The sequence below is a fragment of the Rhodobacter capsulatus SB 1003 genome (assembly GCF_000021865.1).
In the GTDB taxonomy this organism is placed as follows: Bacteria; Pseudomonadota; Alphaproteobacteria; order Rhodobacterales; family Rhodobacteraceae; genus Rhodobacter; species Rhodobacter capsulatus_B.
Genome location: NC_014034.1, coordinates 965,447 through 992,344, shown reverse-complemented (window position 1 = coordinate 992,344; position 26,898 = coordinate 965,447). Strand labels below are relative to the sequence as shown.

29 protein-coding genes are annotated in these 26,898 nt (G+C 66.8%); 14 read left to right on the top strand and 15 right to left on the bottom strand.

Annotation, left to right across the window (positions count from 1 at the left end; all coding sequences use genetic code 11):
- Nucleotides 1–6 precede the first annotated feature (6 nt).
- The gene (locus tag RCAP_RS04530; RefSeq protein ID WP_013066648.1) at nt 7–1,191 is read left to right on the top strand and encodes a multidrug effflux MFS transporter; all 1,185 of its coding nucleotides are present in this window, start codon (nt 7–9) and stop codon (nt 1,189–1,191) included.
- Here the strand turns inward: RCAP_RS04530 and RCAP_RS18290 are convergent.
- Nucleotides 1,185–1,745, bottom strand: coding sequence for a hypothetical protein (locus tag RCAP_RS18290; RefSeq protein WP_013066647.1), 561 nt, complete (start codon nt 1,743–1,745; stop codon nt 1,185–1,187). The genes RCAP_RS04530 and RCAP_RS18290 overlap by 7 nt on opposite strands.
- Before the next feature lie 109 nt (nt 1,746–1,854).
- On the opposite strand from RCAP_RS18290, the gene RCAP_RS04520 reads away from it, so the two are divergent.
- The gene (locus RCAP_RS04520; RefSeq protein WP_013066646.1) at nt 1,855–3,252 is read left to right on the top strand and encodes a helix-turn-helix domain-containing protein; all 1,398 of its coding nucleotides are present in this window, start codon (nt 1,855–1,857) and stop codon (nt 3,250–3,252) included.
- Nucleotides 3,253–3,311: 59 nt separating this feature from the next.
- Here the strand turns inward: RCAP_RS04520 and RCAP_RS04515 are convergent, their stop codons facing one another.
- The 6 genes from RCAP_RS04515 to betI form a co-directional block, all read right to left on the bottom strand.
- Nucleotides 3,312–3,551, bottom strand: coding sequence for a YdcH family protein (locus RCAP_RS04515; protein ID WP_013066645.1), 240 nt, complete (start codon nt 3,549–3,551; stop codon nt 3,312–3,314).
- 75 nt (nt 3,552–3,626) lie between these two features.
- The gene (locus RCAP_RS04510) at nt 3,627–4,181 is read right to left on the bottom strand and encodes a DUF1003 domain-containing protein (RefSeq protein WP_013066644.1); all 555 of its coding nucleotides are present in this window, start codon (nt 4,179–4,181) and stop codon (nt 3,627–3,629) included.
- A 74-nt stretch (nt 4,182–4,255) separates the two neighbouring features.
- Complete coding sequence (locus RCAP_RS04505) at nt 4,256–4,891, bottom strand: thermonuclease family protein (protein WP_013066643.1); 636 nt, start codon at nt 4,889–4,891, stop codon at nt 4,256–4,258.
- Nucleotides 4,892–4,944: 53 nt separating this feature from the next.
- Nucleotides 4,945–6,600, bottom strand: coding sequence for a choline dehydrogenase (betA, locus tag RCAP_RS04500; protein WP_013066642.1), 1,656 nt, complete (start codon nt 6,598–6,600; stop codon nt 4,945–4,947).
- An 83-nt stretch (nt 6,601–6,683) separates the two neighbouring features.
- Entirely contained in the window at nt 6,684–8,135 is a 1,452-nt protein-coding gene (gene betB, locus RCAP_RS04495) for a betaine-aldehyde dehydrogenase (RefSeq protein ID WP_013066641.1), read from the bottom strand.
- Nucleotides 8,132–8,716, bottom strand: a complete 585-nt coding sequence (betI, locus tag RCAP_RS04490; RefSeq protein ID WP_013066640.1) for a transcriptional regulator BetI — start codon at nt 8,714–8,716, stop codon at nt 8,132–8,134. Before betI ends, betB begins: the two co-directional genes overlap by 4 nt.
- 116 nt (nt 8,717–8,832) lie before the next feature.
- On the opposite strand from betI, the gene choX reads away from it, so the two are divergent.
- From choX to choV, 3 genes are all read left to right on the top strand, one after another.
- Nucleotides 8,833–9,759, top strand: coding sequence for a choline ABC transporter substrate-binding protein (choX, locus tag RCAP_RS04485; protein WP_013066639.1), 927 nt, complete (start codon nt 8,833–8,835; stop codon nt 9,757–9,759).
- A 75-nt stretch (nt 9,760–9,834) separates the two neighbouring features.
- On the top strand, nt 9,835–10,866 hold the full coding sequence (choW, locus tag RCAP_RS04480; RefSeq protein WP_238530222.1) for a choline ABC transporter permease subunit: 1,032 nt from the start codon (nt 9,835–9,837) through the stop codon (nt 10,864–10,866).
- Nucleotides 10,863–11,924 (top strand): choline ABC transporter ATP-binding protein, encoded by a 1,062-nt coding sequence (gene choV / locus RCAP_RS04475; protein ID WP_013066637.1) that lies wholly within the window; start codon nt 10,863–10,865, stop codon nt 11,922–11,924. The genes choW and choV overlap by 4 nt, the downstream gene beginning before the upstream one ends.
- Before the next feature lie 66 nt (nt 11,925–11,990).
- Here choV and RCAP_RS04470 read toward each other — a convergent pair whose 3' ends face one another.
- Nucleotides 11,991–12,878 (bottom strand): DMT family transporter, encoded by an 888-nt coding sequence (locus RCAP_RS04470; protein WP_013066636.1) that lies wholly within the window; start codon nt 12,876–12,878, stop codon nt 11,991–11,993.
- A 205-nt stretch (nt 12,879–13,083) separates the two neighbouring features.
- On the opposite strand from RCAP_RS04470, the gene RCAP_RS04465 reads away from it, so the two are divergent.
- From RCAP_RS04465 to RCAP_RS04435, 7 genes are all read left to right on the top strand, one after another.
- Nucleotides 13,084–13,515: a hypothetical protein gene (locus RCAP_RS04465; RefSeq protein ID WP_013066635.1), complete on the top strand. Its 432-nt coding sequence runs from the start codon at nt 13,084–13,086 to the stop codon at nt 13,513–13,515.
- Nucleotides 13,516–13,610: 95 nt separating this feature from the next.
- A complete protein-coding gene (locus RCAP_RS04460) occupies nt 13,611–14,258 on the top strand; it encodes a nitrous oxide reductase accessory protein NosL (protein WP_013066634.1) in 648 nt (215 codons plus the stop codon).
- 55 nt (nt 14,259–14,313) lie between these two features.
- Nucleotides 14,314–14,835 (top strand): nitrous oxide reductase accessory protein NosL, encoded by a 522-nt coding sequence (locus RCAP_RS04455; protein WP_013066633.1) that lies wholly within the window; start codon nt 14,314–14,316, stop codon nt 14,833–14,835.
- On the top strand, nt 14,832–15,161 hold the full coding sequence (locus RCAP_RS04450) for a hypothetical protein (RefSeq protein ID WP_013066632.1): 330 nt from the start codon (nt 14,832–14,834) through the stop codon (nt 15,159–15,161). Before RCAP_RS04455 ends, RCAP_RS04450 begins: the two co-directional genes overlap by 4 nt.
- Nucleotides 15,158–16,297 (top strand): ABC transporter permease, encoded by a 1,140-nt coding sequence (locus RCAP_RS04445; RefSeq protein WP_013066631.1) that lies wholly within the window; start codon nt 15,158–15,160, stop codon nt 16,295–16,297. Before RCAP_RS04450 ends, RCAP_RS04445 begins: the two co-directional genes overlap by 4 nt.
- Nucleotides 16,294–16,971 (top strand): ABC transporter ATP-binding protein, encoded by a 678-nt coding sequence (locus RCAP_RS04440; RefSeq protein WP_013066630.1) that lies wholly within the window; start codon nt 16,294–16,296, stop codon nt 16,969–16,971. Before RCAP_RS04445 ends, RCAP_RS04440 begins: the two co-directional genes overlap by 4 nt.
- Nucleotides 16,968–17,966 carry a hypothetical protein gene (locus RCAP_RS04435; RefSeq protein ID WP_013066629.1) on the top strand — a complete coding sequence of 333 codons (999 nt, stop codon included), beginning with the start codon at nt 16,968–16,970 and terminating at the stop codon, nt 17,964–17,966. The genes RCAP_RS04440 and RCAP_RS04435 overlap by 4 nt, the downstream gene beginning before the upstream one ends.
- 258 nt (nt 17,967–18,224) lie before the next feature.
- Here the strand turns inward: RCAP_RS04435 and RCAP_RS04425 are convergent, their stop codons facing one another.
- From RCAP_RS04425 to RCAP_RS04410, 4 genes are all read right to left on the bottom strand, one after another.
- Nucleotides 18,225–18,965 carry a YebC/PmpR family DNA-binding transcriptional regulator gene (locus tag RCAP_RS04425; RefSeq protein WP_013066628.1) on the bottom strand — a complete coding sequence of 247 codons (741 nt, stop codon included), beginning with the start codon at nt 18,963–18,965 and terminating at the stop codon, nt 18,225–18,227.
- Nucleotides 18,966–19,050: 85 nt separating this feature from the next.
- Nucleotides 19,051–19,434: a hypothetical protein gene (locus RCAP_RS04420; RefSeq protein ID WP_013066627.1), complete on the bottom strand. Its 384-nt coding sequence runs from the start codon at nt 19,432–19,434 to the stop codon at nt 19,051–19,053.
- 7 nt (nt 19,435–19,441) lie between these two features.
- Complete coding sequence (locus RCAP_RS04415; RefSeq protein ID WP_013066626.1) at nt 19,442–21,229, bottom strand: SLC13 family permease; 1,788 nt, start codon at nt 21,227–21,229, stop codon at nt 19,442–19,444.
- A 131-nt stretch (nt 21,230–21,360) separates the two neighbouring features.
- On the bottom strand, nt 21,361–22,176 hold the full coding sequence (locus tag RCAP_RS04410; RefSeq protein ID WP_013066625.1) for a TIGR00282 family metallophosphoesterase: 816 nt from the start codon (nt 22,174–22,176) through the stop codon (nt 21,361–21,363).
- A 313-nt stretch (nt 22,177–22,489) separates the two neighbouring features.
- Here RCAP_RS04410 and RCAP_RS04405 point away from each other — a divergent pair, with 313 nt between their 5' ends.
- Nucleotides 22,490–23,074 (top strand): CHAP domain-containing protein, encoded by a 585-nt coding sequence (locus tag RCAP_RS04405; protein ID WP_013066624.1) that lies wholly within the window; start codon nt 22,490–22,492, stop codon nt 23,072–23,074.
- A gap of 49 nt (nt 23,075–23,123) precedes the next feature.
- Here the strand turns inward: RCAP_RS04405 and RCAP_RS04400 are convergent, their stop codons facing one another.
- Genes RCAP_RS04400 through mgtE form a run of 3 tightly spaced genes read right to left on the bottom strand, consistent with a single transcriptional unit; the run spans nt 23,124 to nt 25,469 of the window.
- Nucleotides 23,124–23,468: a zinc ribbon domain-containing protein YjdM gene (locus tag RCAP_RS04400; protein ID WP_013066623.1), complete on the bottom strand. Its 345-nt coding sequence runs from the start codon at nt 23,466–23,468 to the stop codon at nt 23,124–23,126.
- Nucleotides 23,469–23,514: 46 nt separating this feature from the next.
- Nucleotides 23,515–24,090: a 5-formyltetrahydrofolate cyclo-ligase gene (locus RCAP_RS04395; protein WP_013066622.1), complete on the bottom strand. Its 576-nt coding sequence runs from the start codon at nt 24,088–24,090 to the stop codon at nt 23,515–23,517.
- The gene (gene mgtE, locus RCAP_RS04390) at nt 24,087–25,469 is read right to left on the bottom strand and encodes a magnesium transporter (protein ID WP_013066621.1); all 1,383 of its coding nucleotides are present in this window, start codon (nt 25,467–25,469) and stop codon (nt 24,087–24,089) included. Before mgtE ends, RCAP_RS04395 begins: the two co-directional genes overlap by 4 nt.
- A gap of 129 nt (nt 25,470–25,598) precedes the next feature.
- Here mgtE and guaD point away from each other — a divergent pair, with 129 nt between their 5' ends.
- Nucleotides 25,599–26,882, top strand: coding sequence for a guanine deaminase (gene guaD / locus RCAP_RS04385; RefSeq protein WP_013066620.1), 1,284 nt, complete (start codon nt 25,599–25,601; stop codon nt 26,880–26,882).
- The last annotated feature ends 16 nt before the right edge of the window (nt 26,883–26,898 follow it).

The following is a 26,898-nucleotide window of genomic DNA, read 5'->3' as shown; positions in this document are numbered from 1 at the left end:
CCTCGCATGGCTTTCCTGAACCGCAAGACGCCCCCGCATATCGTCACCCTCGTGCTGGCCACCGGGGTGGCGGCGCTCAGCCTCAACATCTTCCTGCCCTCGCTGCCGGGCATGGCGCGGCATTTCGGCGTCGATTACGGGCTGATGCAGCTGGCGGTTTCCGCCTATCTGGCGGCCTCGGCGGTGGCGCAATTCGTCATCGGGCCGATTTCCGACCGCTACGGCCGCCGCCCGGTGCTGCTGTGGGTGGTGGCGATCTTCACGCTGGCCTCGGTCGTGGCGCTGTTCGCACCGAATGCCCATGCTTTCCTCGCGGCGCGCTTCGTGCAGGCGGTCGTGGCCACCGCCTTCGTTCTGGCCCGGGCGGCGGTGCGCGACATGGTCCCCGGGCCCGGTGCCGCCTCGATGATCGGCTATGTCACCATGGGGATGTCGCTGGTGCCGATGATCGGCCCGGCCGTCGGCGGGCTGCTGGACGGGCTTTTCGGCTGGCAGGCGAACCTGGCCGTGCTGGCGCTCTCGGGGGCGCTTCTTTTCGCGCTGGTCTGGGCCGACATGGGCGAGACGGTCTCGGGCGGCGGGCTTGGTTTTGGCGCGCAGATGCGGGCCTATCCGATCCTGCTGCGCTCGCCGCGGTTCTGGGGCTATGCGCTTTCTGCCGCCGCCTCGGCGGGGCTGTTTTACGCCTATCTGGGCGGCGCGGCGCTGGTGGGCGAGCAGGCCTTTGGCCTCTCCCCGGTCGAGGTCGGCTATTTCTTCGCCCTGCCCTCCCTTGGCTATCTGATCGGCAACTGGATCTCGGGGCGGTTTTCGCTGCATCTGGGCATGGACCGGATGGTGCTTTCGGGCACGGTGCTCGCCACCGCCGCCATCGCCGTGGCGCTGATCGCCAAGGCGGCGGGCGTGCTGGGCCCGATCACCTTCTTCACCGCCGTCGGCGTGACCGGGATCGGCAACGGCCTGTCGCTACCTTCTGCCAATGCCGGGCTGATGTCGGTGCGGGCCGATCTGGCGGGCACCGCCTCGGGGCTTGGCGCGACGATGACCATCGGCACCGGCGCGGTTCTGGCCAGCCTGACCGCGACCTTCCTTGGCGCCGAGGTCGAGGTGGCCCGGCTTTTGTGGGTGATGTTCGGCTCTTCGGCCCTCTCGGTCGCGGCGATCCTCTGGGTGATGCGGCGGCCTCAATAGCCATAGGCGGGCGATGTCGCGACGGTGTTGCCCCGCGCGATCGCCTCGCGCTCGATCGGGATCAGATTGCCCGGCAAGACCAGCACCTCGGTCAGCGTGCGGCGCAGCATCGGCCCCGCCCCCAGCCGCTCGTATTGCGCCACATGCGCCAGCTCATGCGCCAAAAGCCAGTCGGGCACCGGCTGCTGCGTCACGGTGATGCCGTAGCCCGTCGTCAGCCCCCAGGCGCGCTCGACCGGGAACAGCCGCGCCAGCTCCGGGTCGGTCATCGGCGGGATCCGCGGCAGCGCCAGAAGCCGCACCTTTTGCGGCTGTTGCACGCCAACCCTGCGGGCGATCTCCTGCTCGGCCGGGGTCAGCCCCCGCCCCTCGGACAGCGCCCGGGCATCACGCGCCCGTTCCTCGGCGCGCAAGGCGGGCATCAGCCGCGCGATCTGCGCCGCCAGCGCGGGATCGGGCGCGGCGATCCGCGCCGCCTGATCCGCGGTGATCTCGGGCGGACCAGAGGTGCAGCCCGACAAACCCAAAACGATCAAAGCCAACAGTCGTCGCATCTCTCCCCCCCTGCTGCGCCAAGCTAGGGCGCTTTGTCCCAGCAATGCAACCTTCCCTTGCACGGATCGTTTGCAAAGGCTACGAGAGCTTTGCAAAGCAGGGGACGCCATGGCCACGCAGAAACTTTATGCCGGTGTGAAACTGCGCGAGACGCGCGCAAGGCTCGGGCTGACGCAAAAGGCCTTTGCCGACCGGCTGGGCGTCTCGCTGCCCTATCTGAACCAGATGGAGAACAACCACCGTCCGGTTTCGGCGGCGGTGGTGCTGGCGCTGGCGGGTGAATTCGGGCTTGACGTGACCGAGCTTTCGGCGGGCGATGCCGAGCGTCTGGTCTCCGACATGCGCGAGGCGATGGCCGATCCGGTCTTTGCCGATGGCGGCACGCCGCCCCTCGCCGATCTGCGGCTGGCGGCCTCGAATGCGCCTGCGCTGGCGCGGGCGTTCCTGGAGCTGCACCGCGCCTACCGGCAGGCGCATGAACGGCTGGCCTCGCTTGACGAGGCCTTGGGCCGCGAAGGCGCGCAGACGGTGGTTTCCCCCTGGGAAGAGGTGCGCGACTTCTTTCACTATTGCGACAATTACATCGATGCCGTCGACCGCGCCGCCGAACGGTTTTCCTGCCCGGATGGCAAGAGGTTGGACCCGATCCTGCGGGCCAGCGATGCCCTGCGTGCCCGCGGCGTCGACGTGCAGTTTTCGAACATTTCCGAGCTGCGCGCCCGCGAAGGCGACCGGATCCTGATCTCCGCCCATGCCAGCCGCTCGACCCAGGCGTTCCAGCTGCTGCATCAGGTCGCGCTGATCACCCAAAACGAGCTGCTCGAGGCCACGCTCGATCTGGCGCGCTTTCAATCCGAGACCTCGCGCGCTATCGCGAAAATCGGTCTGGCGAATTATTTCGCCGGGGCAGCCCTGCTGCCCTATCGCGCCTTTCTGGACGCGGCGCAGGAGACCCGGCACGATCTGGAACGGCTTGCCGATGCCTTTGGCGCCAGCATCGAACAGGTGGCGCACCGGCTCTCAACCCTGCAACGGCCGGGTGCCAAGGGCATCCCCTTCTTCTTCGTCCGCGTCGATCAGGCCGGCACGATCACCAAGCGCCATTCCGCGACGCGGCTGCAATTCGCCCGGTTCGGCGGCGCCTGCCCGCTGTGGAACGTGCATCAGGCCTTTGAAACGCCGACGAAATTCCTGCGCCAACTGGCCGAGACGCCGGATGGGGTGCGCTATCTGTGCCTGGCCCGCGACGTCTCGAAATCGGGCGGCAGCTTCACCGCCCCGGTGCGGCGCTATGCGATTTGTCTCGGCTGCGAGGTCAGCCATGCCCGCGGCCTCGTCTATGCCGACGACATGGAACTGGGCAATCCGCGCGCCTATCAGCCGATCGGGATTTCCTGCCGGATCTGCGAACGCAAGGACTGCCATCAGCGGTCCGTGCCGCCCCTGGAACGGCGCCTGCGCGTCGATCCGAACCGCCGCGGCATGCTGCCCTACGACATCGCCTGAGCCCCAAACATCGAAAAGCCCCGGAAAACCGAGGCTTGTCGATCAGTCTGTGGAGGTCGTCAGGAATGGTGCAGCATATGGGCGATTTCGTCCTTGATATGCGCGCGGTGCTTGCGCAGATCGACTTCGGCGAAATGCTCCAGCGGTTCGACGTTGGTTTCAGCCCGGTGAACCTTGTCATTCACCGCGTCGTAATCTTCCAGAAGCTTGGCGAAATGGGCGTTCGAGACCTTCAAAGCATGCAGCTTTTCCATCTCGAACGGGAATTCCTCGGACAGGGTATGCGGGGTGTTCGACATGGCCTCTTCCTTTGCGCTCTTCATTTCTTACGACTCAAGCCTAGACCCGGAGCGCTTGCGCCACCTTGACCCGTGTCAAGTTGCCCCCCCGGTCGCGCCTTGATCCGCCCCCACCGCCGCCGCGATCGCGTCAAGCCGCGCCTCCAGCGCCGCGAACCGCCCCTCCAGCGCCACCATCCGCAGCTCGTCCAGCTTTTCATGCAGCCGCATGATCTCGATTTCCGCCTTCAGGTTGACCTCGTAATCATGCGCCGCCGCCAGCCGGTCCTTTTCCGCCTGCCGGTTCTGGCTCATCATGATCACGGGGGCCTGCACCGCCGCCAGCATCGACAGGATCAGGTTCAGGAAAACAAAGGGATAGGGGTCAATGGCCGCGACCAGAATCACCGTGTTCAGCGCCACCCAGCCCAGCAGGACCAGCGCGAAAATCCCGATGAAGGCCCAGGATCCGCCAAAGGCCGCGACCCGGTCGGCGATGCGGGCGCCCAGATCCGACTCGGGCTGGCTCAGATCGCGCGCCACCGTGCCATGTTCGGCGACATGGCGCAGCACGCGCCTGTCGCGCTCGCTCAGCTCTTCGAAGCTCTTGCGCAAAAGCCGCTCGGAAAGGATGCGAAGCTTGGCGTCCATGGGGCCCCCTGCCGTTTTGGCCATGCTGCGACGGCGCGGGGCGGATGTCCACCGACGAGGACGTGAGGGGGCGATCAGCTGCCCATCGGCCGCCAGCCCGCCGCCCGCGCCTCGGCTTCGGTGCAGAACCAGCGCTCGCCCCTTGTTTCGTCGATCCGGGTGCGGTCGTAATCGCGCGAGCCGGGCAGATGGAAAATCTGCCCCTTTTTCGAGATGTTGCCCTTGATCCGACAGGCGCCGGGCGGGGTCTGCACCGGGCCGCGCCGCACCGCCTCGGGGGCCAGATGCGGCCCGGCCCAGATGCCGCGCTGCGCCGCGCGCGCCTGCGCCTCCTCGGGAACATAGTCGCGGGCATATTTGCGGTAAGCCTCGGCCATGCCTTCGGAGACCAGCGCCGCGTTCAGATCGCGCCCGCCCGCGCTGCAAACCGCCAGAAGCCGGTCGTAGCGGTCCCGCCCCCGGCCCGCGCATCTCACCAGACCGGCGGCCAGAACCCCCAGCCGATCCCGCGCCGCCTCTCCGCAGGGCCAGTCGCGGCCCTGCGCATCCTTGCACAGCTGATCATGTTCCGGCGCATCTATCCCGAACAGGCGCACCTTTTGAGCGTCGATCACCAGCGTATCGCCGTCAACCACCCGCGCATGACCCGCCAGAATTTCCGCCTGTGCCGGCAGCGCCAGCACGAGCCCGATCAGAACCCACTTCACCATGGGCGCAAGCTAGCAGAACGGAAAGCGAACGCAAGCCGCGTCGGCCGTCATGCTTAGCGCTGTGAGATGCGCCAGTTCGGGTTGATCCAGGGGGCCGCATTCTCGGCGGGCAGACGACGGCCGAGGATATGATCGGCCACCTTCTCGCCGGTCATGATCGAGGGCCCGTTCAGGTTGCCATTCGTCACCCGCGGAAAGATCGAGCTGTCGGCAACGCGCAGCCCCTCGACCCCGATCACGCGCGCATCCGGGTCCACCACCGCCATCGGATCATCGGCCCGCCCCATCCGCGAGGTGCCGCAGGGGTGATAGGCGCTTTCGGCGTGATCGCGGATGAAGGCGTCGATCTCGGCATCGGTCTGCACCGCGGCGCCGGGCTGGATCTCGTGCTTCACATGCTGCGCCATCGGCGCTTGCGCGAAAATCTCGCGGGTCAGCCGCACAACCTTGCGGAACTCCTCCCAATCGTCGGGATGCGACATGTAGTTGAAGCGGATCTCGGGATTTTCGCGCGGATCGGCGGAGCGCAGCCGCACCGTGCCGCGCGATTTCGACCGCATCGGGCCGGTGTGCACCTGAAAGCCATGCCCCTCGGCCGCGGCCTTGCCGTCATAGCGCACGGCAATGGGCAGGAAGTGATACTGGATATCCGGGTATTCGACGCCCTTGTCCGACCGGATGAAGCCGCAGGCCTCGAACTGGTTCGAGGCGCCAAGGCCCCGTTTCGTCAGCACCCATTGCGCGCCGACCGTCAGCTTGCCCCAAAGGTTCCAGTATTTATAGAGCGTCACCGGCTCTTTCGAGGCAAATTGCATATAGATTTCAAGGTGATCTTGCAGGTTCGACCCCACGCCGGGGCGATGCGCCAGAACCTCGATCCCATGCGCTTGCAGATGCGCGCCGTCGCCAATGCCCGAGAGCATCAGAAGCTTCGGCGTGTTGAGCGCCGAGGCCGCCAGGATCACCTCGGCCTTGGCCTTCAAGACCTTGATCTCGCCGCCCTTTTCATATTCGACGCCGACGGCGCGGCCCTGCTCGATCACCACCTTGCGCGCGAGGCCCCGGACGATCTTCAGCCGCCCGGTCTTGATCGCAGGGCGCAGATAGGCCGAGGCCACCGACCAGCGCCGCCCCTGCCAGATCGTCGCCTCCATCGGGCCGAAGCCCTCTTGCTGTTCGCCGTTGTAATCCATCGTCACCGGGTAGCCCGCCGCCGCCCCCGCCTCGATGAAATGCTGAAACAGCGGATTCTTGCGCGGCCCCCGCGTCACATGCAGCGGGCCTTTCGAGCCGCGCCAGGTCGCGTCGGCGCCGTCATGGCCGCCGTGCCAATGTTCCTGACGCTTGAAATAGGGCAGCACATCGGCATAGCCCCAGCCCGCCGCGCCCTGTTCCGCCCAATGGTCGAAATCGCAGGCGTGGCCGCGCACATAGACCATGCCGTTGATCGAGGACGAGCCCCCGATCACCTTGCCGCGCGGCGTCACCAGACGGCGGTTGCCCAGATGCGGCTCGGGCTCGGTGCCCATACCCCAGTCATAGCGCCCCATGTTCATCGGGTAAGACAGGGCGGCCGGCATCTCGATGAAGGGGCCCCAGTCGGTGCCGCCGAATTCGATGATCGCCACCCGATGCCCGGCCTCGGCCAGCCGATAGCCCAAGGCCGAGCCGCCCGAGCCTGCCCCAACGATCACATAATCCGCATCCATCGCGCGACCCTCTGCCTGAACCCTGTTTTTTCTTGGCGCAAATACGCCGGGGGGGTCCGGGGGGGGACCGGCCGGCCTGCGTTTCAATAGGGGCTCTCGACCGGCCCCATGCCGACATAGACGGCCTTCACCTGCGTATAGTGCTCGATCGCGGCCTTGGAATTTTCCCGCCCCACGCCCGAGGCTTTCACCGCGCCAAAGGGCATCTCCACCGGCGTCAGGTTATAGGCGTTGATCCAGCACGTCCCCGCCTGCAGCTGCGCGATGACCCGGTGCCCCCGCGCCAGATCGGCGGTAAAGACCCCGGCGGCCAGCCCGAACTCGGTGCCATTCGCCCGGGCGATCACCTCGTCCTCGGTCTCGAAATCCAGAACCGCCATCACCGGGCCAAAGACTTCCTCGCGCGCCAGCGTCATCGTGTCGGTGACATCGGCAAAGACCGTCGGCTGCACGAACAGCGGCCCCTCGTTGCCCGCCTGCCCGCCACAGACCAGCCGCGCGCCCTCGGCCTTGGCCGTGGCGACATAGCCCAGCACCTTGGCATGCTGCGCCGCCGAAACGAGCGGGCCGAATTGCGTCGCCGCGTCCAGGGGATCGCCCGCCTTGATCGCGGCCGTGCGTTCGGCCAGCCGGGTCAGGAAGCGCTCCTTGATCGATCTGTGCACGAAGACCCGCGTCCCGTTCGAGCAGACCTGCCCCGAGGAATAGAAATTCCCCAGCATCGCCGCGCCGATGGCGCTTTCCAGATCGGCATCTTCAAAGACGATCAGCGGCGATTTGCCCCCCAGCTCCATCGTCACATGTTTCATCCCCGCACCCGCCGCCGCATAGACCCGCGCGCCGGTCGTGACCGAGCCGGTCAGCGACACCTTGGCCACCCGCGAATCAGTGCTCAGCACGCCGCCCACGGCCCCCCGGCCCTGCACGACGTTGAAGACCCCCGCGGGCATCCCCGCCTGAATGAAGAGCTCGGCCAGCTGCAGCGCGCCCAAGGGCGTGACCTCCGAGGGTTTGAACACCATCGCATTGCCGGTCGAGAGCGCCGGGGCGGCCTTCCAGCAGGCGATCTGGCTGGGGTAATTCCAGGCGCCGATGCCGACGCAGACCCCCAAAGGCTCGCGAATCGTATAGGCGAAATCGCCGCCAAGCGGGATCGTCTCGCCGGTCAGGGTCGGCGCCAGCCCCGCGAAATATTCCAGACTGTCCGCGCCCGAGGGCCAGTCGGCGACCAGCGTTTCCTGCAGGGGCTTGCCGGTGTCGAGCGTTTCCAGAAACGCCAGTTCCGCGCCGCGGTCGCGAATCAGATCGGCGGCGCGGCGCAGGATCCGCGCCCGCTCGACCGGCTTCAGCGCGGCCCAGGCGCGTTGCGCCGCCACCGCCCCCGACAGCGCCGCCTCGATCACCGCGGGGGTTGCTTCGTGCAGCACCGCGATCACCTCGCCGGTGCCGGGAAAGATCACCTCGATCTCGGCCCCGGCCTTGTCCTCGACCCAGTCGCCATTGACGAAATGGCTGGCCTTCGGCTGTGCCCTCATGACCGCACCTCCAGTTCCCGGTTCAGATATTCATACACGATTTCAAGCGCATAAGCGCGATCCGGCGCATGTTCGGCCAAGGCCGCCCGGATATAGACGCCGTCGATCATCGCCCCCAGACCACGCGCCACCGCCTCGGCCCGCGGGCCGACCAGCGGGCGCAATTCATGCTGCAGGTTCGAGCGCAAGCGGCGCTGATAGACCCGCAAAAGCCGCATCGCCTCGCGATTCGTCTGCGCCAGAACGTAGAAATTCAACCAGGCCGAGATCGCCTCGCGCCGGAACGACCCCGGCGAGAACGAGCCCGCGATGATCGCGCGCAGCCGTGATTCGGGCCCGCGCTCGGCCGCGGCCAGCGCGCCGCGCACCTCGGCGCCGTAAAGCGTCAGGATCGCCCGCATCGCGGCCAGGAAAATCTGCTCCTTCGAGCCAAAATAATGATGCGCCAGCGCAGAGGACATCCCCGCACGCCGCGCAATCTGTGCTACGGTCACTTCAAGCGACCCCGCCTCGCCCACCGTTTCGATCGTGGCTTTCACCAAGGCCGCCCGTCGAATAGGCTCTGCTCCAAGCTTCGGCATGTCTTTTGCGACTCCGCTCAAAAAAGAACTTGCTTTTAGGAGCTACAGGCAAGTTTATTGACTCGTCAATCAACAAAAAGCCTGACCGTAAACCGGGCAACCAACGGGAGACCCTGATGACGCTTCGTTCCTTCCTTCTTGCCGGGGCTGCGACAGTTTCGCTTGCCCTTCCCGCCGCGGCCGATTGCAACAAGGTGATCTTTTCGGATGTGGGCTGGACCGACATCACCGCGACGACCGCGGTGACGACGACGGTGCTGCAGGCGCTGGGGTATGAAACCGACATCAAGCTTCTGTCGGTGCCGGTGACCTATACGGCGCTCTCCTCGGGGGATGTGGACGTGTTCCTGGGCAACTGGATGCCCTCGATGGAGGCCGATCTGGCGCCCTATCGCGATGACGGCACGGTCGAAACTTTGCGCACCAACCTGGTGGGCGCGAAATACACGCTGGCCACCAATGCCGCGGGCGCCGCACTTGGCATCAAGGATTTCGCCGATATCGCGAAGAACAAGGACGCGCTCGAGGGCAAGATCTACGGGATCGAGCCGGGCAATGACGGCAACCGTCTGGTGCTCGACATGATCACCGCGGGCAAATTCGACCTGACCGGCTTCGAGGTTGTCGAAAGCTCGGAACAGGGGATGCTCGCCGCCGTCGCCAAGGGCGAAAAGGACAATACCCCGGTGGTGTTCCTCGGCTGGGAACCGCATCCGATGAACGCGAATTTCAAGATGAGCTACCTGACCGGCGGCGATGAGGTCTTCGGCCCGAATTTCGGCGGCGCCGAGGTGCGCACCAATGTCCGCAAGGGTTATGTCGCGGAATGCCCGAACACCGGCAAGCTGCTCTCCAATCTCGAATTCAGCCTGGCGATGGAAAACGAGATCATGGGCAAGATCCTTGACGAGGGCATCGACCCGCCGACCGCCGCCAAGGACTGGCTGGCCGCGCACCCGGAAGTTCTGGCCCCCTGGCTTGCCGGCGTGACCACCAAGGACGGCGGCGACGGCCTTGCGGCGGTGACCGCGGCGCTGAAATAAGCCTTGCGCTGACCTGACGATCCAGGCAGGCGGGCCCCCGCCTGTCGGTCTTCCGAACCACGCAAGGCAAGCGACATGCTACAGCAAACGATGCGCCTGATCGGCACCATCGCCGCGTCGATTTTCGGCGCCATCCTGCTCAAGACGGTCCTCGAAAAACTGGCGGCCCTGCTGATCGGCTCCGGGCTGATCACCGGCCACAGCGGCACCGATCTTTTCACCGGCAAATGGAAAATTCCCGTCGGCCCCTGGGCCAAGCACGTCTTCGAATGGATGCGCGACAGTTTCTCGATCGTCTTCGATCATCTGGCCGCGATCTTCGAAACGCTGATCGACGGGATCATGGCGATCTTTGCGACGCCGCTCGACATTTCCTGGATCACCGGCGCGGCAGAATATACGCCGCTTTACCCGCCGGAATATCAGCCCTTCATCATGACGGGCTTTTTCCTTGGCATCTCGTGGTTCCTGCAGCGGCGGGTGTCGATCCTGCTGACCGTGCTTCTGGGCCTGCTTTACGTCTTCAACCAGGGCTACTGGAAACCGACGACGGAAAGCCTGACGCTTGTGATCTCGGCCTGTGTCGTCTGCATGTCGCTGGGCGTGCCGATCGGCATCGCCGCCGCGCACCGGCCCCGGCTTTATCTGGCGATGCAGCCGATCCTCGACCTGATGCAGACGCTGCCGACCTTCGTCTATCTGATCCCGGCGATCGTGTTTTTCGGCATCGGCATGGTGCCGGGGCTGATCGCGACGGTGATTTTCGTGCTGCCCGCGCCGATCCGGCTGACGCATCTGGGGGTGTCCACCACGCCGCAGCCGCTTCTGGAAGCCGCCCGCGCCTTTGGCGCCACGCCGCGGCAGGTGCTGTGGAAGGTCGAACTGCCCTATGCGCTGCCGCAGATCATGGCGGGGCTGAACCAGACGATCATGCTCTCGCTCTCCATGGTGGTGATCGCGGCGCTGGTGGGCGCGAACGGGCTCGGTGTGCCGGTGGTGCGGGCGCTGAACTCGGTCAACACCGCGCTTGGCTTTGAATCGGGGATGATCATCGTGGTCGTCGCCATCGTGCTTGACCGGATGATGCGCTTCGGGGGATCGAAATGAGACATGCGACCATGATCACCGATCCGAAGCTGACCGCGGGCGTCGCGGTGCGGTTCGACAATGTCTCGATCGTCTTTGGCGATCACCCGGACCGCGCCCTGCCGCTGATGGACCAAGGCATGTCGCGCGCCGAGATCCAGGCTCGCACGGGTCAGGTTCTGGGGGTGCATGACTGCTCGCTCTCGGTGGCCGAGGGCGAAATCCTGGTGCTGATGGGCCTTTCGGGCTCGGGCAAATCGACGCTTCTGCGCGCGGTGAACGGGCTCAACCCGGTCTGCCGCGGCAAGGTCGAGGTCTGCGACGGCAACGGGCTTGTCGATGTCACCCATGCCGATCCGCAGACCCTGCGCCGGATCCGGCAGACCCGCGTCGCGATGGTGTTTCAGCAATTCGGCCTGCTGCCCTGGCGGACCGTGCGCGAAAACGTCGGGCTGGGGCTGGAACTGAGCGGCATGGGCAAGGCGGAACGGCGCGACCGCGTCGATGCGCAGCTGAAACTGGTGAACCTGACCGACTGGGCCGAGCGCAAGGTGGGCGAGCTTTCGGGCGGCATGCAGCAGCGCGTGGGGCTGGCCCGCGCCTTTGCCACCGAAGCGCCGATCCTTCTGATGGACGAGCCCTTCTCGGCGCTCGATCCGCTCATTCGGGCGAAGCTGCAGGATGAACTTCTGGAGCTGCAATCGACGCTGAAACGCACCATCGTCTTCGTGTCCCACGATCTGGACGAGGCCTTCAAGCTTGGCAACCGCATCGCACTGATGGAAGGCGGGCGGCTGGTGCAGATGGGCACGGCGCGGGAAATCATCGCCAATCCGGTCGATGAGTACGTCGCCGAATTCGTCGCCCACATGAACCCGCTTGGCGTGCTGACGGCCGAGGACATGGCCGAACCGGGCGCGGCCGAGGGCACGCCGATTGCGCCCGAAACCCCGGTGATCAAGGTGATGGAGCTTTTGAAGACCGTCCCCGCCGTGGCGCTGACCGACGGGCGGCGGATCACCCGCGAAGGCGTGATCGCCCGGCTGATCGACCCGCGCGGCACCGCCGCCAAGGGGTAAAGAGGCGTATTTTTCCCAAGAAAAAACGGAAACCCGGAGTCCTTTGGCTTCGGGTTTCTTCTTGGCTCAAATACGCCCTTGCGACGGCTGCCCACGCGACTCGCGCCAGGTCAGGAACACGACTGCCGCCAGGATGATGGCCCCGCCCAGGATCACCCAGGGGTCGACCGCCTCGCCAAAGACCGACCAGCCGAGAGCTGTCGCCCAGACCAGCTGCAGAAAGGTCACCGGCTGCGTCACCGTCATCGGCGCGCAGGCAAAGGCGCGGGTCATGCAGTAATGCCCCGCCGTCGCAAAGACGGCGACCGCCCCCAGCCAGAGCAGCTGCGAAAGGCTGACCGGCTGCCAGACCGCCAGCGCAAAGGGCGCAAGGCCGATCGTCACCGACAGCGCCATCACCGCCACCACGGTCGAGGCCGGGGCAAGCTGCGTCAGCCGCTTCATCACCAGATAGGACAGCCCGAACCCGAAGGCCGCGCCAAGCTGCGCGAGATGGCCGGGCGACAGCTCGCGCAGCCCCGGGCGCAGCACCACCAGCGCGCCAAGCATCGCCAGGCCAATCGCCGCCATCCGCGCCGGGCGGAAGCCCTCGCCGAAGAACAGACCCGCGCCCAGGGTGACGATGATCGGGTTCAGATAGCCGATCGCGGTCACCTCGGAGATGGTGATCCGCGCCATCGCGTAGAACCACAGCATCACGGCGATGGTATGCAGCGCGCCGCGCAGCGCGAAAAGCTTGAAAAGGCCGGGCGAAATCCCCGAACGCAACAAGGGCAGCAACGAGGGCGCCAGAAACAGCAGCCCCCAGGCGAAGCGGATGAAGGCGGATTCGGCGGCGGGCAACGCCGTGCCCAGATAACGCACGATGCCGTTGACGAAGACGAAGGCGATGCCCGTGGCCAGCATCCACAGCACGCCCTCGACGGGTTGGTTCTTCTCGGAGATCGACGTCATGCCCCTTGCTGCCCTGCCCCGCGCGGGGGCGCAAGCGGCCGATTGTGCGGGATACAGCCCGCCTGCGACACTTGACCTCGGTCAAGGCGCGCGGTGCGCCTGCCCGATAGCCAGAGAGCACGGCAGCCCGAAACACCGGCGGGAAGGCATTGCTTTCCCCCCGGCCTGCCGCAATGCTGTGCCAACCCCGCGACCGCGAGCCGTGATGATCCGCCCTGCCCGCCCCCAGCTGTCCTTCCGCGCCGGCGTTTTCGCCCGGTGGCTGGCGGTGCTGGCCCTCGCGCTGCAAAGCCTGTTCTTCGCCGAACATCTCTCGGCCTCGGCGCTGCAGGATCTGGGCGGCCTTGGCCCGGGCGCGCGGGCGGGGTTCTTGCAGCTTTGCACCGGCGAGGGGGGGGCGCTTTACGATCCCGTCTCGGGCCGGGTCCTGGACACGGACGGCGGCCATGCGGGCTGCGCGATCTGCACCAGCGCCGCGGTCTGCGCCTTTGCCATGCCCGCGCTGCCGGATCTGCCGCCGCCGCAGCTGCATCTTTTGACCGCGCCTGATCCCGCGGCCCTGATCCCCTTCACCTTCATCGCGCCTTTGCCGCGCAGCGGCCTGATCCGCGCACCGCCGGTGGTTGCGACCCTGTGACGGGGGCGCGAGGGGGGCAGCGTCCCGCCCTCCCCGTCCCCGCGGGGTCCCCGCCGTGCCCTGATCCCTGCCAATGTTCCGTTCTGGAGACAGCGATGAAACGTCGTGATTTTCTTGCCGCCACCGCCTCTGCCACCGCGCTTGTGCCGCTGGCCGCCCTGCCCGCCCGCGCCGAAATGGCGATGTCCCCCGCCGAAAAGCCGGTCAGCCCGATGCAATGGACCGATGAAAACGGGCTGACCCGGTTTCTCAAGGTCGATCCCGACCCGGTGACCGACGATCTGGGCAAATATCCGCGCTGCCCCTATTGCGGCATGATGCGGGCGATGTTCTCGGCCTCGCGCCATCTGATCGTTTATGAAAACGACACCGTGGACGGCACCTGTTCGATCCATTGCGCGGCGATTTCGCTGGCGCTCAACATGGACGCCGGGCCGAAGGCGATCTATGCGGGCGATGCCGGGGCCGAGGGCGAGACGAAGCCGCTCGCCGATACGGCCGCGATGACCTATGTGATCGATCCCGCGAAACCGGGCACGATGTCGGCGGTGTCGAAACTGGCCTTTGCCGACCGCGCCAAGGCCGAGGCCGCCGCCGCGGGCAGCGCCGATGCAAGCCTTGCCGATTTCGACACGGCGCTGATGGCCGCCTATGTCGAAATGGCCAAGGACACCGCGATGATCCGCAAGCGCCGGGGCGAGAAACGGCATGACATGGGCCTGAAGATGCCCGGCTCGCATTGACCTTTTGCAACATTCCGGCCGTGCAAACCCGGCACGGCCGGGGATGGAGTTGACCATGTGCAACCTTTCCCGCCGCACCGCGCTTGGCCTGCTGGCAGGCGTCTCGGCGCTTGCCCTTTGCCTGCCGCAGGCCGCCCGCGCGGATGCGACGCGCCTCGATCTGCCCAAACCCGGGCCGCGCGACACCTGTCCGGTCTGCGGCATGTTCGTCGCGCGCTATCCCGACTGGATCGCGACGGTGGTCTTTGCCGATGGCGCAGCCTTTCATTTCGACGGCCCGAAGGACTTCTTCAAATTCGTGGCCGAGGTGCCGAAATACGCCGCCGGGCGCCGTCGCGATCAGATCACCGCGATGGGGGTGACCGACTATTACGGCCTGCGCCCGATCGCGGCCGAGACGGCGCTTTACGCGGTCGGCTCGGATGTTCTGGGGCCGATGGGGCATGAGTTCGTGCCCCTGGCCAGCGAGGCCGAGGCGGCCGATTTCATGCGCGATCACGCGGGCAAGCGCCTGCTGCGCTTTGCCGACATCCCCGCGGACCTGCCCGCGAAGCTGGACGAGGGCCGGTTCGAATGAGCCTGCGTCCCGCAACCCCGGTGCTGGCGGCCTTTGGCCTGGCTTTCGCGCTGGCGGGGGCCGAGGCGGCGCATGCCGTTCTGACCGCCCCGCGCGAGGCCGCGCGTCTGCAGGCCGCCGCGCATCTGGTGCGGGACCTTGGCCTGAGCGATCTCGCGCTGTTCACCGAGGCGCGCTACACCCGCCACCCGTCGCTGGCCGATCTGGCCACCGCCTTTCAGGACAACCCCTTGTCTTTCGATCACTTTCCCTCGGGAAGCCTGATTGCGCCGCCGACGCATTTCGGGCCGACGGCGCTTGCCTTTTCGGCCGGGGATCTGCGATGAGCGCGCTGAACCGGCATCGCGCGCTTCTGGATTTCACCGTCGCGGCGCTGGCGCGGCGGCGGGTCAAGACGCTCGCCCTCGTCGCGGTCTTTGCCGCGGTCGTGTTCCTGCTGGCCTCGGCGATGTTCCTGGCCGCTTCTCTGCGTCGCGAGGCCGAGGCGACACTGGCCAGCGCCCCCGATCTGATCGTGCAAAGCCTCAGCCTTGGCCGTCAGACGATGATCGGCGCCGAGGCGGTGCCGCAGCTTGCCGCAATCCGCGGCGTCGCCGGGGTCGAGGGGCGGCTTTGGGGCTATTTTTACGACCGGATCAACGGGGCGAATTACACGGTGATGGTGCCGGGCACCGCCGCGCTGATCCCGCCGCCGGGGCAGGTGATCCTGGGCGAAGCGGTGCCGCGGCTGCGCGATTTCAAATGGCAGGGCACGCCGCTGTTCCTGTCGCGCCACGAGGGCGATCTGGTGCGCTTCGACGTCGCCCGCACGCTGGACACCGAACTGGCGCTGGTCAGCGCCGATCTGATCTTGATGAACGAGGCCGATTTCCGCAGCTTTTTCAACGTGCCTGCGGGGCAGTTCACCGATCTGGCGGTGACGGTGCGCAACCCGCGCGAGCTGTCGACCGTGGTCGAAAAAGCCACGGCCCGGCTGCCCGAGGCCCGTTTTGTCACCCGGGGCGACATCGCCCGCACCTATCAGAAGCTTTTCGACTGGCGCGAGGGGGTGATGGTGGCGCTGGCTTTCGTCGCGATGCTGGCTTTCGCGATCTTTGCCGCCGACAAGGCCAGCGGGCTTTCCGCCGAGGAGGCGCGCGAAATCGGCATTCTGAAGGCGATCGGCTGGGACACGCGCGACGTGATCGCGATGAAGCTTTGGGAGGGGGGGCTGATCTCGGGCGGGGCGTTTGTGCTCGGCACTGTGCTGGCCTATGCGCATGTGTTCTGGGCGGGGGCGGCGCTTTTCGCGCCGCTGCTGCAGGGCTGGGCGGTGATCTATCCCGAGTTCCGGCTCAGCCCCGCGATCGACACGGCGCAGCTGCTGACCTTGTTTCTTCTGACCACCCTGCCCTATGCCGCCGCGACCGTGGTTCCGGTCTGGCGCAGCGCGGCGGCCGACCCGGATGCGGTGATGCGATGATCACCTTGCACGGCGTTTCAAAGACCTACAACGAAGGCCGCCCGAACGAAGTCACCGCGCTGCGCGACATCGATCTGGCGATCGCGCCGGGGGTGACGGTGGTGATGGGGCCTTCAGGCTCGGGCAAGACGACGCTTCTCAGCCTGGTGGGCTGCATGGCGCGGCCGACGACGGGGCGGATCACGCTGGCGGGCGAGGTGATTTCCTCCCTGCCCGAGCGCTTCCTGACCGATCTGCGGCGGCGCCGGTTCGGCTTTGTCTTTCAGCGCTTCAACCTGATCCGGGGCCTGTCGGTGCTGGAAAACGTGATGCTGCCCGCGGCGCCGCTGGGCGAGGATCGCGCGGTGGTTGAAGCGCGGGCGCTGGCGCGGCTCGCGGCGCTTGGCCTGGCGGGGAAGGCGCGGATGCCGGTCGAGGTGCTGTCGGGCGGCGAGACGCAGCGCGCGGCGATTGCCCGGGCGCTGGTGAATGACGCGCCGGTGCTGATCGCCGACGAGCCGACGGCCAATCTCGATACCGCGCTGGCGCTGCGCTTTCTTGACATCGTCGCCGGGCTGCGGGCCGAGGGGAAAACGGTGATCCTGACCAGCCATGATCCGCGCATCATTTCGGCCGCGCCGGTGACGGCGGTGGTCGAGATGCGGGACGGCGCGGTCCTGCAGGTGCGGTCATGATCTTTCACACGCCGATCCTGACGCTGCTGCTGGTCTCGGCGCTGGCCGCGCTGGTGGCGCTCTGGTCGGCGGGCTTCGGAATTTCCGTGCTGCGGCGCTGGGATCCGAGCAGCGGCGCGCGTGGGCAATTGCTGCTGGAGCGGCGCACCGAACTGGTCTCGACGCTTTTCGCGCTGGTGATGGCGGCCGAGGCGGCGGCGCTGTTCCTGTTCGTCTTCAACGCCGACCGGATGGCGGCGCTGTTCGTGGGGGCGATGTGCGCGGTGGGCACGCTGAACGTGAACGGCTACGGCTTTCCGGCGCTTACCGGGCAGATCGCCAGCTTTTTCGCGGCGGCGGTCTGGCTGGTGCTGGATCATGTCGACCGGTTGGGGCGCGATTACCCGCTGACGCGGGTGAAATATGCCGCCGTGCTGGCGATCGCGCCGCTGGTTCTGGTGACGGGGGGGCTGCAGTTGGCCTATTTCCTCAATCTGCGCACCGATGTGATCACGTCCTGCTGCTCGAAGCTCTTCACCCCGGCCAATGCGGGGATTTCGGACGAGATGGCGGCGGTCGATCCGGCAACCGCATTATGGGCCCTGGCGATCGCGGCGGGGCTGGTGCTGGCAACCGGCCTGCACGCGCTGCGCAGCGGGCGCGGGCACGGGCTCTTTGCCCTGGCGGGGGCCGGCTATTTCGGCGCGGCGCTGGTGGCGATGGTCTCGACGATCTCGCTTTATGTCTATGAAAACCCGAACCATCACTGCCCCTTCTGCATCCTGAAGCCGGAATACGGCCATGTCGGCTATGCGTTCTACCTGCCGCTCTTCGGGGCGACGGCGCTGGCGCTCGGGCTTGGCGCGGTGAGCCCCTTTGCCGCGCGCAGCAGCCTGCGCAGCCCCCTGCCCGCGGTGATGCGCCGTCTGACACTCTGGGCGCTGGCGGGGTTTGCGGCCTATGCGCTGATGACCCTCTGGGTGATCGCGCGCTCGAACCTGATCCTGTTCGGCTGAGAACCGGCCGTTGCGGCGGGGGTATTTCGCCTCGGCTGTCGCCGAGGCGACCCGCCGGGGGCTTCCGCACACCCCGGGATATTTGTCGCAAGGTGAAAACAAGCCGCTGCGCACGGCCATGCCGGATCCCGCCCGTCTGCTTTTTCTTGGTGCAAATACGCTGGGGGGTCCGGGGGGCGACGGCGGGTCGCCACGCGACAGCGTGGCGAAAACAAAAGGCGCCCCGGGGGGCGCCTTTTGAATGCCATCCGGCGGCGTTCAGAGTTGCGCGGCAACATCCTCGGGCACGTCGAAATTATGCGTCACCGTCTGCACGTCGTCGTCTTCTTCCAGCGCGTCGATCAGCTTCATCAGCTTCTGCGCGGTTTCCAGATCGACTTCGGTCGTCGTCTGCGGCTTCCAGATCAGCTTCGATTCGGTCGATTCGCCCAGGGCCTTTTCCAGCGCCTCGGAGACTTCCGACAGCGCCTCGACCGAGCAATAGATCCAGTGGCCCTCTTCGTCGCTCTCGACGTCATCGGCGCCCGCTTCCAGCGCCGCCATCATCACCGCATCGGCATCGCCCACCGCAGCCGGATAGGAAATCTCGCCCACCCGGTCAAAGCCGTGGCTGACCGAGCCGGTCTGCCCCATGTTGCCGCCCGATTTGGTGAAATAGCTGCGCACGTTCGACGCGGTGCGGTTCAGGTTGTCGGTCATCGCCTCGACGATGATCGCGATCCCGTTCGGGCCATAGCCCTCGTAGCGGATTTCCGTGTAATCCGCCGCATCGCCCATCTGCGATTTCTTGATCGCGCGGTCGATCACGTCCTTGGGCATCGATTGCGCCTTGGCGGCCTTGACCGCCAGCCGCAGACGCGGGTTCTTGTCGGGATCGGGGTCGCCCATCTTGGCGGCGACGGTGATTTCCTTCGCCAGCTTCGAGAACATCTTCGAGCGGATCGCATCCTGCTTGCCCTTGCGGTGCTGGATGTTCGCCCATTTGGAATGGCCTGCCATGCCCCTACTCCGTCGAATTGGTGTGCTGGCGGCCGCTATAGCCAAAGCCCGGCCTTACCGCAAGCCGCGCCAATGAAACCGCCCCTCAGCCGGGCTGATGGCCGTAATTCACCGGCCGGTGCCACGCGCCGCCCTCGGGGGTGACCCAGTCGAAGACGCGCCCGTCGGATTGCCGGGTCAGCCGGACCTTTGCATAGGGCTCGATCAGCCCGTCGGCGACCGGAACATGGATCTTGCGGCGGATCTCGACCGCATAGGTCATCGGCACCGCGCAGCCCGCAAGCGCCCCCGTGGGCGCGGCGGCGATATCGGCGCTGCAGCGGCTGCCATCGGTGAAATGCACCGTCAGCCGGTCGGAAAGCAGATCGATGCGCCCCGGGTTGGGCGCGGGCGCGGGCGGCAGCGAACAGGCCGAAAGCGCAAGGACGGCGGGCAGCAGGAGGGTGGGCAGCAGGACGGCGAAACGCATGAAAACCTCAGGGGACAAGCGGCCAGACAAGCGGGATCACCAGCACCGCGACGATGCCGGTCAGGATATCGAGCGGAATGCCAAGCCGCAGGAAATCCGAGAATTTGTAGCCGCCCGGCCCATAGACCATCATGTGGGTCTGATAGCCGATCGGCGTGGCAAAGGCGACCGAGGCCGAGAACATCACCGCCACGGCAAAGGGGCGCGGGTCCAGACCCAGCGTATGCGCCAGCTGGATCGCGATCGGCGTGAAGATCACCGCCACCGCATTGTTCGACAGCAGTTCCGTCATCGCAAGGCCAAGGAAATAGACCGCCGCCAGCGCCGCGATCGGCGGCAGATCCTGCATCAGCGGCGCCACCGCATCGACGATGAGCGCAACCGCCCCCGAGGCGTCCAGCCCCTCGCCCACCACCAGCATGGCGAAGATCATCGCCAGAAGCCGGCCATCGACATAGGAAAAGGCCTCGTCGGCATCGATGCAGCGGGTCAGCAGGATCACCGCCACCGCCACCATCGCCAGTTCCATGATCGGCGCCACATCCAGCGCCGAAAGCCCGACCACGGCAAGCAGGGCCAGAACCGCGATCGGCATCTTGCCGCGCCGGAACGCCCGCGCGGTGGGGCGGGAGACATCGACCAGATCCATGTCCTGCGCCAGCCGGGCGATATCCTCGGGCGCGCCCTCGAGCAGCAGCGTATCACCCACGACCACCACCAGATCGTCAAGCTTGCGGCCGATGTTCTGGTTGCGCCGATGCGCCGCCAGCACATAGACGCCATAGCGCCGCCGCAGCCGCAAATCGCCCAAAGACCGCCCGATCATCCGGCAGCCGGGCGAGATCAGCACCTCGACCGTCTCGGTGGCGACCGAGGACAGCTTGTCCACCACCCGCACATCCTTGTTGGCCTGCATGCCCAGAAGCTCCGAGACCTCGGTGCGCAGCACCACCCGGTCGCCCGCCTCCAGCACCGCCGCCGTCAGATCACGCCGCAAGCTGGCATCGCCGCGCAGAACGTCGATCACCCGGACCCCGGTGCGCTTGAAGATGTCGATCTCCAGCACGCCCTTGCCGATCAGGTTCGATTCCTCGGGGATCGCCACCTCGGTGAAATATTTCATCTTCGGCCGCCCGCCCCCCAGCGTCGCCGCCATCGAGACCCGGTCGGGCACCAGACGGCGCGAAAACAGCGCCATGAAGAGCGAGCCCGCCAGACAGATCGCCAGCCCGACGGGCGCGATCTCGAAGATCGAGAACGGCGCCATCCCGTCCTTGCGCACCACCCCGTCAACCAGGATGTTGGTCGAGGTGCCGATCAGCGTGATCATCCCCCCCATGATGGTGAAATACGACAGCGGCATCAAAAGCCGCGAGGGCGGCACGTTCAGCTTGCGCGCCGCCTGCATGAAGATCGGGATCATCACCGCCACGACGGGGGTGTTGTTCATGAAGGCCGAGGCGCCCATGACGATGGCGAAGAGCAGCGCCGTGGTGGTGGCCGGGCGTTCGTCGATCTGGCTTTCGACGGCACGGGTGGCGCGGTCCAGCGCGCCGGTGCGCACCAGCGCCCCCATGATCAGGAACATGAAGGCGATCGTCCAGGGCGCCGAATTCGAGAGCGCCCCCACCGCCTCCTTGTAGGGCACAAGGCCCAGCACCAGCATCAGGGCGGCGCCGCCGATGGCGATGACTTCGGGCGGATCCTTTTCGCGCACGAACAGAACGAACATGCCCAGCACGATGGCGATGGACAGCCATGCCTGCGCCGCGGCGCCCAGTCCAAGGTCGATCATCTCAGGCCCCTCTGCTTCGCCGCGATACTAGCCGCCCAAGCCATGCGGGCAAGCTTTCATCGCCGCTTTCCGTGCCATCTTCGGCTGTCGGCGGGAAAATGCTGTTTTTGCGGACATATGGCGGCCAAGGCTCAGACCGGCAGCGCCTCGGGCAACCGCCCGCCCAGCCGCACCGGGGCAATGCGCGTGGCCTTGCCCGTGCGGTCGTCGGTCTCGACATAGACGCCCGAAAGCGTCACCGGCCCCTCGGCCGGGGTGAAACGGTCGCGCGTCATCCCGGTCAGGAACCGGCGCATCGGCTCGGCCTTTTCCATGCCGATGATGCTGTCGTAATCGCCGCACATCCCCGCGTCGGACAGATAGGCGGTGCCGCCCTTGAGGATCACCGCATCGGCGGTGGGCACATGGGTATGCGTGCCGACGACAAGGCTGGCGCGGCCGTCGCAATACTGCCCCATCGCCATCTTTTCCGAGGTCGCCTCGCAATGCACGTCGACCAGAATCGCCTGCGCCAGCCCGCCCAGCGGATGCGTGCGCAAGGCGGTGTCGATCGCCGAGAACGGATCGTCGAAGGGGCGCTTCATGAAGACCTGGCCCAGCACCTGCGCGACCAGAACCTTGCGGCCGCGGCGGTCCTCGAACAGCCGCGCGCCCTTGCCGGGCGCCTCTTTCGCGTAATTCAGCGGCCGGATCACCCGCGGCTCGGTTTCGATGAAGCGCAGCATGTCCTTCTGGTCGAAGGCATGATCGCCCAGCGTCACCACATCGGCCCCCGCGGCAAGCAGCAGTTTCGCATGCTCGCCGGTCAGCCCCATGCCCCCCGAGGCGTTTTCGCCGTTCACCACGACGAAATCGAGCCCCCAGTCCGCGCGCAGCTTCGGCAGCCGTTCCGCCACCCCCGCACGTCCCGCGCGCCCCATCACATCGCCAAGAAACAAGATCTTCATGGGCTTCCTTAGGCCGAAGCCCCGCCGGAAAGCAACCGTTGCCTTGCGCAAAACGCCATTTCCGCCGCGTTCGGGGGCCGGTTCCGGCATCGGCCCGGGGCCCCGGCAGAAAGGGCGACTCCCCCGCGGACCCATCGGGCGACCTAGAGAAAAATTTCAGCCTCGGCGGAAATCCGCTGCCCGGAAAGCCGGTTGACGGCAGGAATCCGCCCGTTTTCCGCCCCCCGCCCGCAGAGCGCTTTAACCTTGATGCCATTCCCGGTTAGGAGGTCATCTCGACGAAGCCACGCACTCACATTTCGTTACAGGTCCGATGAACATCACGCTGACATCCTCCGGGCGCCTTGCCCGGCTTCCCCTCGCTCTTGCCGTTCTGGCCGCGCTTTCGGCTTGCGGCGGCGGCGGCGGCGGAACCGACCAGGCCACGCGGATGAGCTTCGCCTCGGCGCAGGAACGCCCCGAGGGCGTCGATCCGGCCCGGCGCGACAGCGCGGTGTCGCTGGCGCGGGAACTGCGGGCGCGCGGCGGCCGGGTCTGGTGCGTGCCCTTCGCGCGCACTGTCTCGGGGATCGATCTGCAGGGCAATGCGGGCACCTGGTGGTCGAAGGCCTCGGGCCGCTATGCGCGCAGCCACCGTCCCGAACCGGGCGCGGTCATGGCCTTTTCGCCCACCCGCAAGATGCCGATGGGCCATGTCGCGGTGGTCTCCGAAGTCGTCTCGCCGCGCGAGATCAAGATCGATCATGCGAACTGGCAGCGCAACCGGGTGTCGCTGGGCATGACCGTGCATGACGTGTCGAAGAACAACGACTGGAGCCAGGTCCGGGTGATGAGCCAGGAAAGCGTCGCGGGCCGGGTCTATCCGGTCTCGGGCTTCATCCTCAAGGACCGGGGCTGAGCCCCCCCTCCCCGGAAACGGCAAGGGCGCCCCGCGGCGCCCTTTTTCGTCAGTCCTGAACCTTTTTCACGAATTGCGACTTCAGCCCGATCTGGCCGATGCCGGGCAGCTTGCAATCGATGTCGTGATCGCCCGGCACCAGCCTTATGCCGCGGACCTTGGTGCCGACCTTGACCACCTGCGAGCTGCCCTTGAGCTTGAGATCCTTGATCACCGTCACCGTGTCGCCATCGGAGAGCACATTGCCGACGGCATCGCGGATCACGCCGCTTTCGGCGGCATCGCCGCCGGGGGCCCATTCATGGCCACATTCGGGACAGGTGAAAAGCGCATCCACCTGATAGGTGAAGGTGCTGGCACATTCGGGGCACGGCGGCAGGGTGTCATCGGTCATGCCCCGCTTTAGCCCGCGCGGGCGGGCTTGACCAGAGCGCGCGGCCTCAGCCCCGGCCGGGATCGGGGGGCAGCGGCAGGATCGGCCCGGCCTCGGTCACGATCAGATCAAGCGGCTGATCGGTGGGCTCGGTCGGCACGGTGTCAAGCTCCTGCGCCGCAAAGGCGAAGCCGATCGCCGTCACCGGCCCGGCCGCGCGCAGCCGTTCCAGCGTGCGGTCGTAAAAACCGCCGCCATAGCCCAGCCGGAACCCGCGCCGGTCAAAGGCGACCAGCGGCACGATCAGCACCCGCGGCGTGATCTCGGCGCCGGTTTCGGGGACAAGGGCGCCGAACGGACCGGGGATCAGGGGTGCCTCGGGCGTCCAGGCGCGGAATGTCAGCGGCAGGCCCTCGCCCGCAATCACCGGCACGCCGACCGCGCCCCTGTGCGCCGCCATCGCCGGGCGCGGGTCGATCTCGGTGCGGATCGGCAGGTAACCCGCCATCGGCGCCCCCTCAAACCGCATCAGCGCCGCCAGCAGATGCGCGCAGGCCGCGCCCTGCCCCGCCGCAAAGGCGGATTTGCGCGCCCCGAAGGCGGTCTTGCGCGCCGCAGCCTTCCGCGCCGTCAGATCGGTCATATCAGCACCCAGCTCGCCAGACCCAGAAAGGCGAAAAAGCCCATAACATCGGTCAGCGTGGTGACAAAGGTGCCCGAGGCCAGCGCCGGATCCAGCCCCAGCCGTTCCAGCGTCAGGGGCACCATCACGCCGCCGAGCGCCGCGACCAGCTGATTGACGATCATCGCCAGCCCCAGAACCACGCCCAGCTCGACATGGCCAAAGATCAGCCCGCCCGCGACGCCCAGAAGCAGCGCCAGGCTCAGCCCGTTCACCAGCCCGGCGCCGATTTCCCGCAACACCACCCGGCGCGCGTTCGAGGCGGTCAGATCGCGCGTCGCCAAGGCCCGCACCGCCACGGCCAGCGATTGCGTCCCCGCGATCCCCCCGGTCGAGGCGACGATCGGCATCAGCGCCGCCAGCGCCACCAGCGCGGAAATCGTCGCCTGGAACTGCGAAATCACGATGGCCGAGAGCGAGGCGGTGAACAGATTGGCGACCAGCCAGGGCAGCCGCTGCCGCACCGTTTCCAGCACCGAATCGGAGATCGAGCTTTCCTCGCCCACCCCCGCCAGCCGCAGGATGTCTTCTTCGTGTTCCTCATCGAGCACGTTCATCGCGTCATCGATGGTGATCACGCCGACCAGACGGCCGTCGTCATCCACGACAGGCGCCGAAATCAGGTGATACTGGTTGAAGGCATAGGCGACGTCGCCCTCTTCCTGACGGGCGGAAATGGTGCGGAAACTGTCCTCGGTGATCGCCGTCAGCGCGGTCTCGGGCTTTGAGGACAGGATCTTGCCCAAGGTCACATAGCCCACCGGATGATGCGCCGGATCGACCAGAATCACGTGATAGAACTGGTCGGGCAGCCAGTCCTCGCGTTGCAGAAAGCCGATCGCCTCGGCCACGGTCCAATGCAGGGGGGCCACGACGACCTCGCGCTGCATCAGACGGCCGGCGGAATTTTCGGGCCAGGTCAGCGATTGCTCGACCGCGGCGCGGTCGGTTTCATCCAGCGCCTCAAGGATGGCTTCCTGCTGGACCTCTTCCAGATCCTCGATCAGGTCGACGACGTCATCGGAATCAAGCTCGCGGACCGCCTCGGCCAGAACATCGGCCGGGATCTGCTCGATCACCTCCTCGCGGATGGATTCGTCGATCTCGGTCAGGATCTCGCCGTCCATCTCGCGGCCGTAAAGCCGCAGGATCTCGCGCCGTTCGGCGGTGGTGACCTGTTCCAGAAGGTCGGCGATATCGGCGCCATGCAGCGGTTCGAGCAGCTCGGCCAGCAGCGCGGCATCGCCCGCCTCGGTCGCGGTCAGAACGCTTTCGACCAGATCCTCGGTCAGCGCGGGCAGGTCTTCGGCTTCGTGCTCTTCTGCCCGCTCTTGTGCCATGCCGCCCCCTGTTGCTGCCCGCTTATGATTTCCGCTACCTTATCGCAGCCGACTGCGACAAAAAAGCCGTGATTGCCGAAGCCTGATCGCGGCCCTAGCATGGGGGCGCACGGGAAAGGAAGGTGGCGCGTGGAGATTTTGCTGGGGCAGGTGCTGCGATATGCGGGCGATCCGATGGTCGAGGGGCCCGGGGCCGCCCGGCACGACCGTCACGGCGCGGTGGCGATCGAGGCGGGGCGGATCGTCGATCTGGGCCCGGCCGAGGCGGTTCTGGCGCGCTTCCCGCAGGCGCGGCGCACCGATCTGGGCGCGCGGCTGATTTCTGCGGGCTTTGTCGATGCGCATGTGCATTACCCGCAGACCGCGATCATCGCGAGCTGGGGCAAGCGGCTGATCGACTGGCTCAATACCTACACCTTCCCCGAGGAGATGCGCTTTGCCGATCCCGCCTATGCGGCCGAGATCGCCTCGCGCTATCTCGACCTTGCGCTGGCGCATGGCACGACCTCGATGTGTTCCTATGCGACGATCCATTCCTCCTCGGTCGATGCCTTCATGGGCGAGGCGGCGCGGCGGGGGATGCGGGCGCTCGCCGGGCGGACCTGCATGGACCGCGACACCGCGCCCGCGGGGCTGCGCGACAGCGCGCAGGCGGCTTACGACGAAAGCAAGTCGCTGCTGACGCGCTGGCACGGGCGGGACCGGCTGGGTTATGTGATCACGCCGCGGTTCTCGCCCACCTCGACGCCCGATCAGCTGCTGGCCTTGGGAAGTCTTTGGGCGGAACATCCCGAGTGCCTGATGCAGACGCATCTGAGCGAGCAGGTCGATGAAATCGCCTGGGTGAAAAGCCTGTATCCGGCGGCGCGGGATTATCTGGACACTTACGAAACCTTTGGCCTGCTTGGGGAAAACGGCGTTTACGGCCATGCGATCCATCTCGAGCCGCGCGAGATCGCCCGGCTGCGCGAGGTCGGCGCGGGGCTGGCGCATTGCCCGACCTCGAACAGCTTCATCGGCTCGGGGCTCTTTGATACGGCGGGGCTTTCGGCGGCCGGGCTGCGGATCGGGCTCGCCACCGACACCGGCGGCGGATCAAGCTTCTCGATGCTGCGCACGATGGCGGCGGCCTATGAGATCGGGCAGCTGCGGCGCGGGGCGCTGCATCCGGCGGCGCTCTGGTATCTGGCGACCCTTGGCGCGGCGCAGGTTCTGCGCATCGATCACGCGGTGGGCAATATCGCCGTGGGGATGGAGGCGGATCTGATCGCGGTCGATCTGGCCTCGACCCCCGCGATCGCCCAGCGCGCCGAACGGGCGGGCGATGTCTGGGAGGCGCTGTTTCCGACAATCATGATGGGCGATGACCGCGCCATTGCCGGGGTCTGGGTGGCCGGGCGGCGGATGAAGTAGCGGGCGCCCAGCGGCA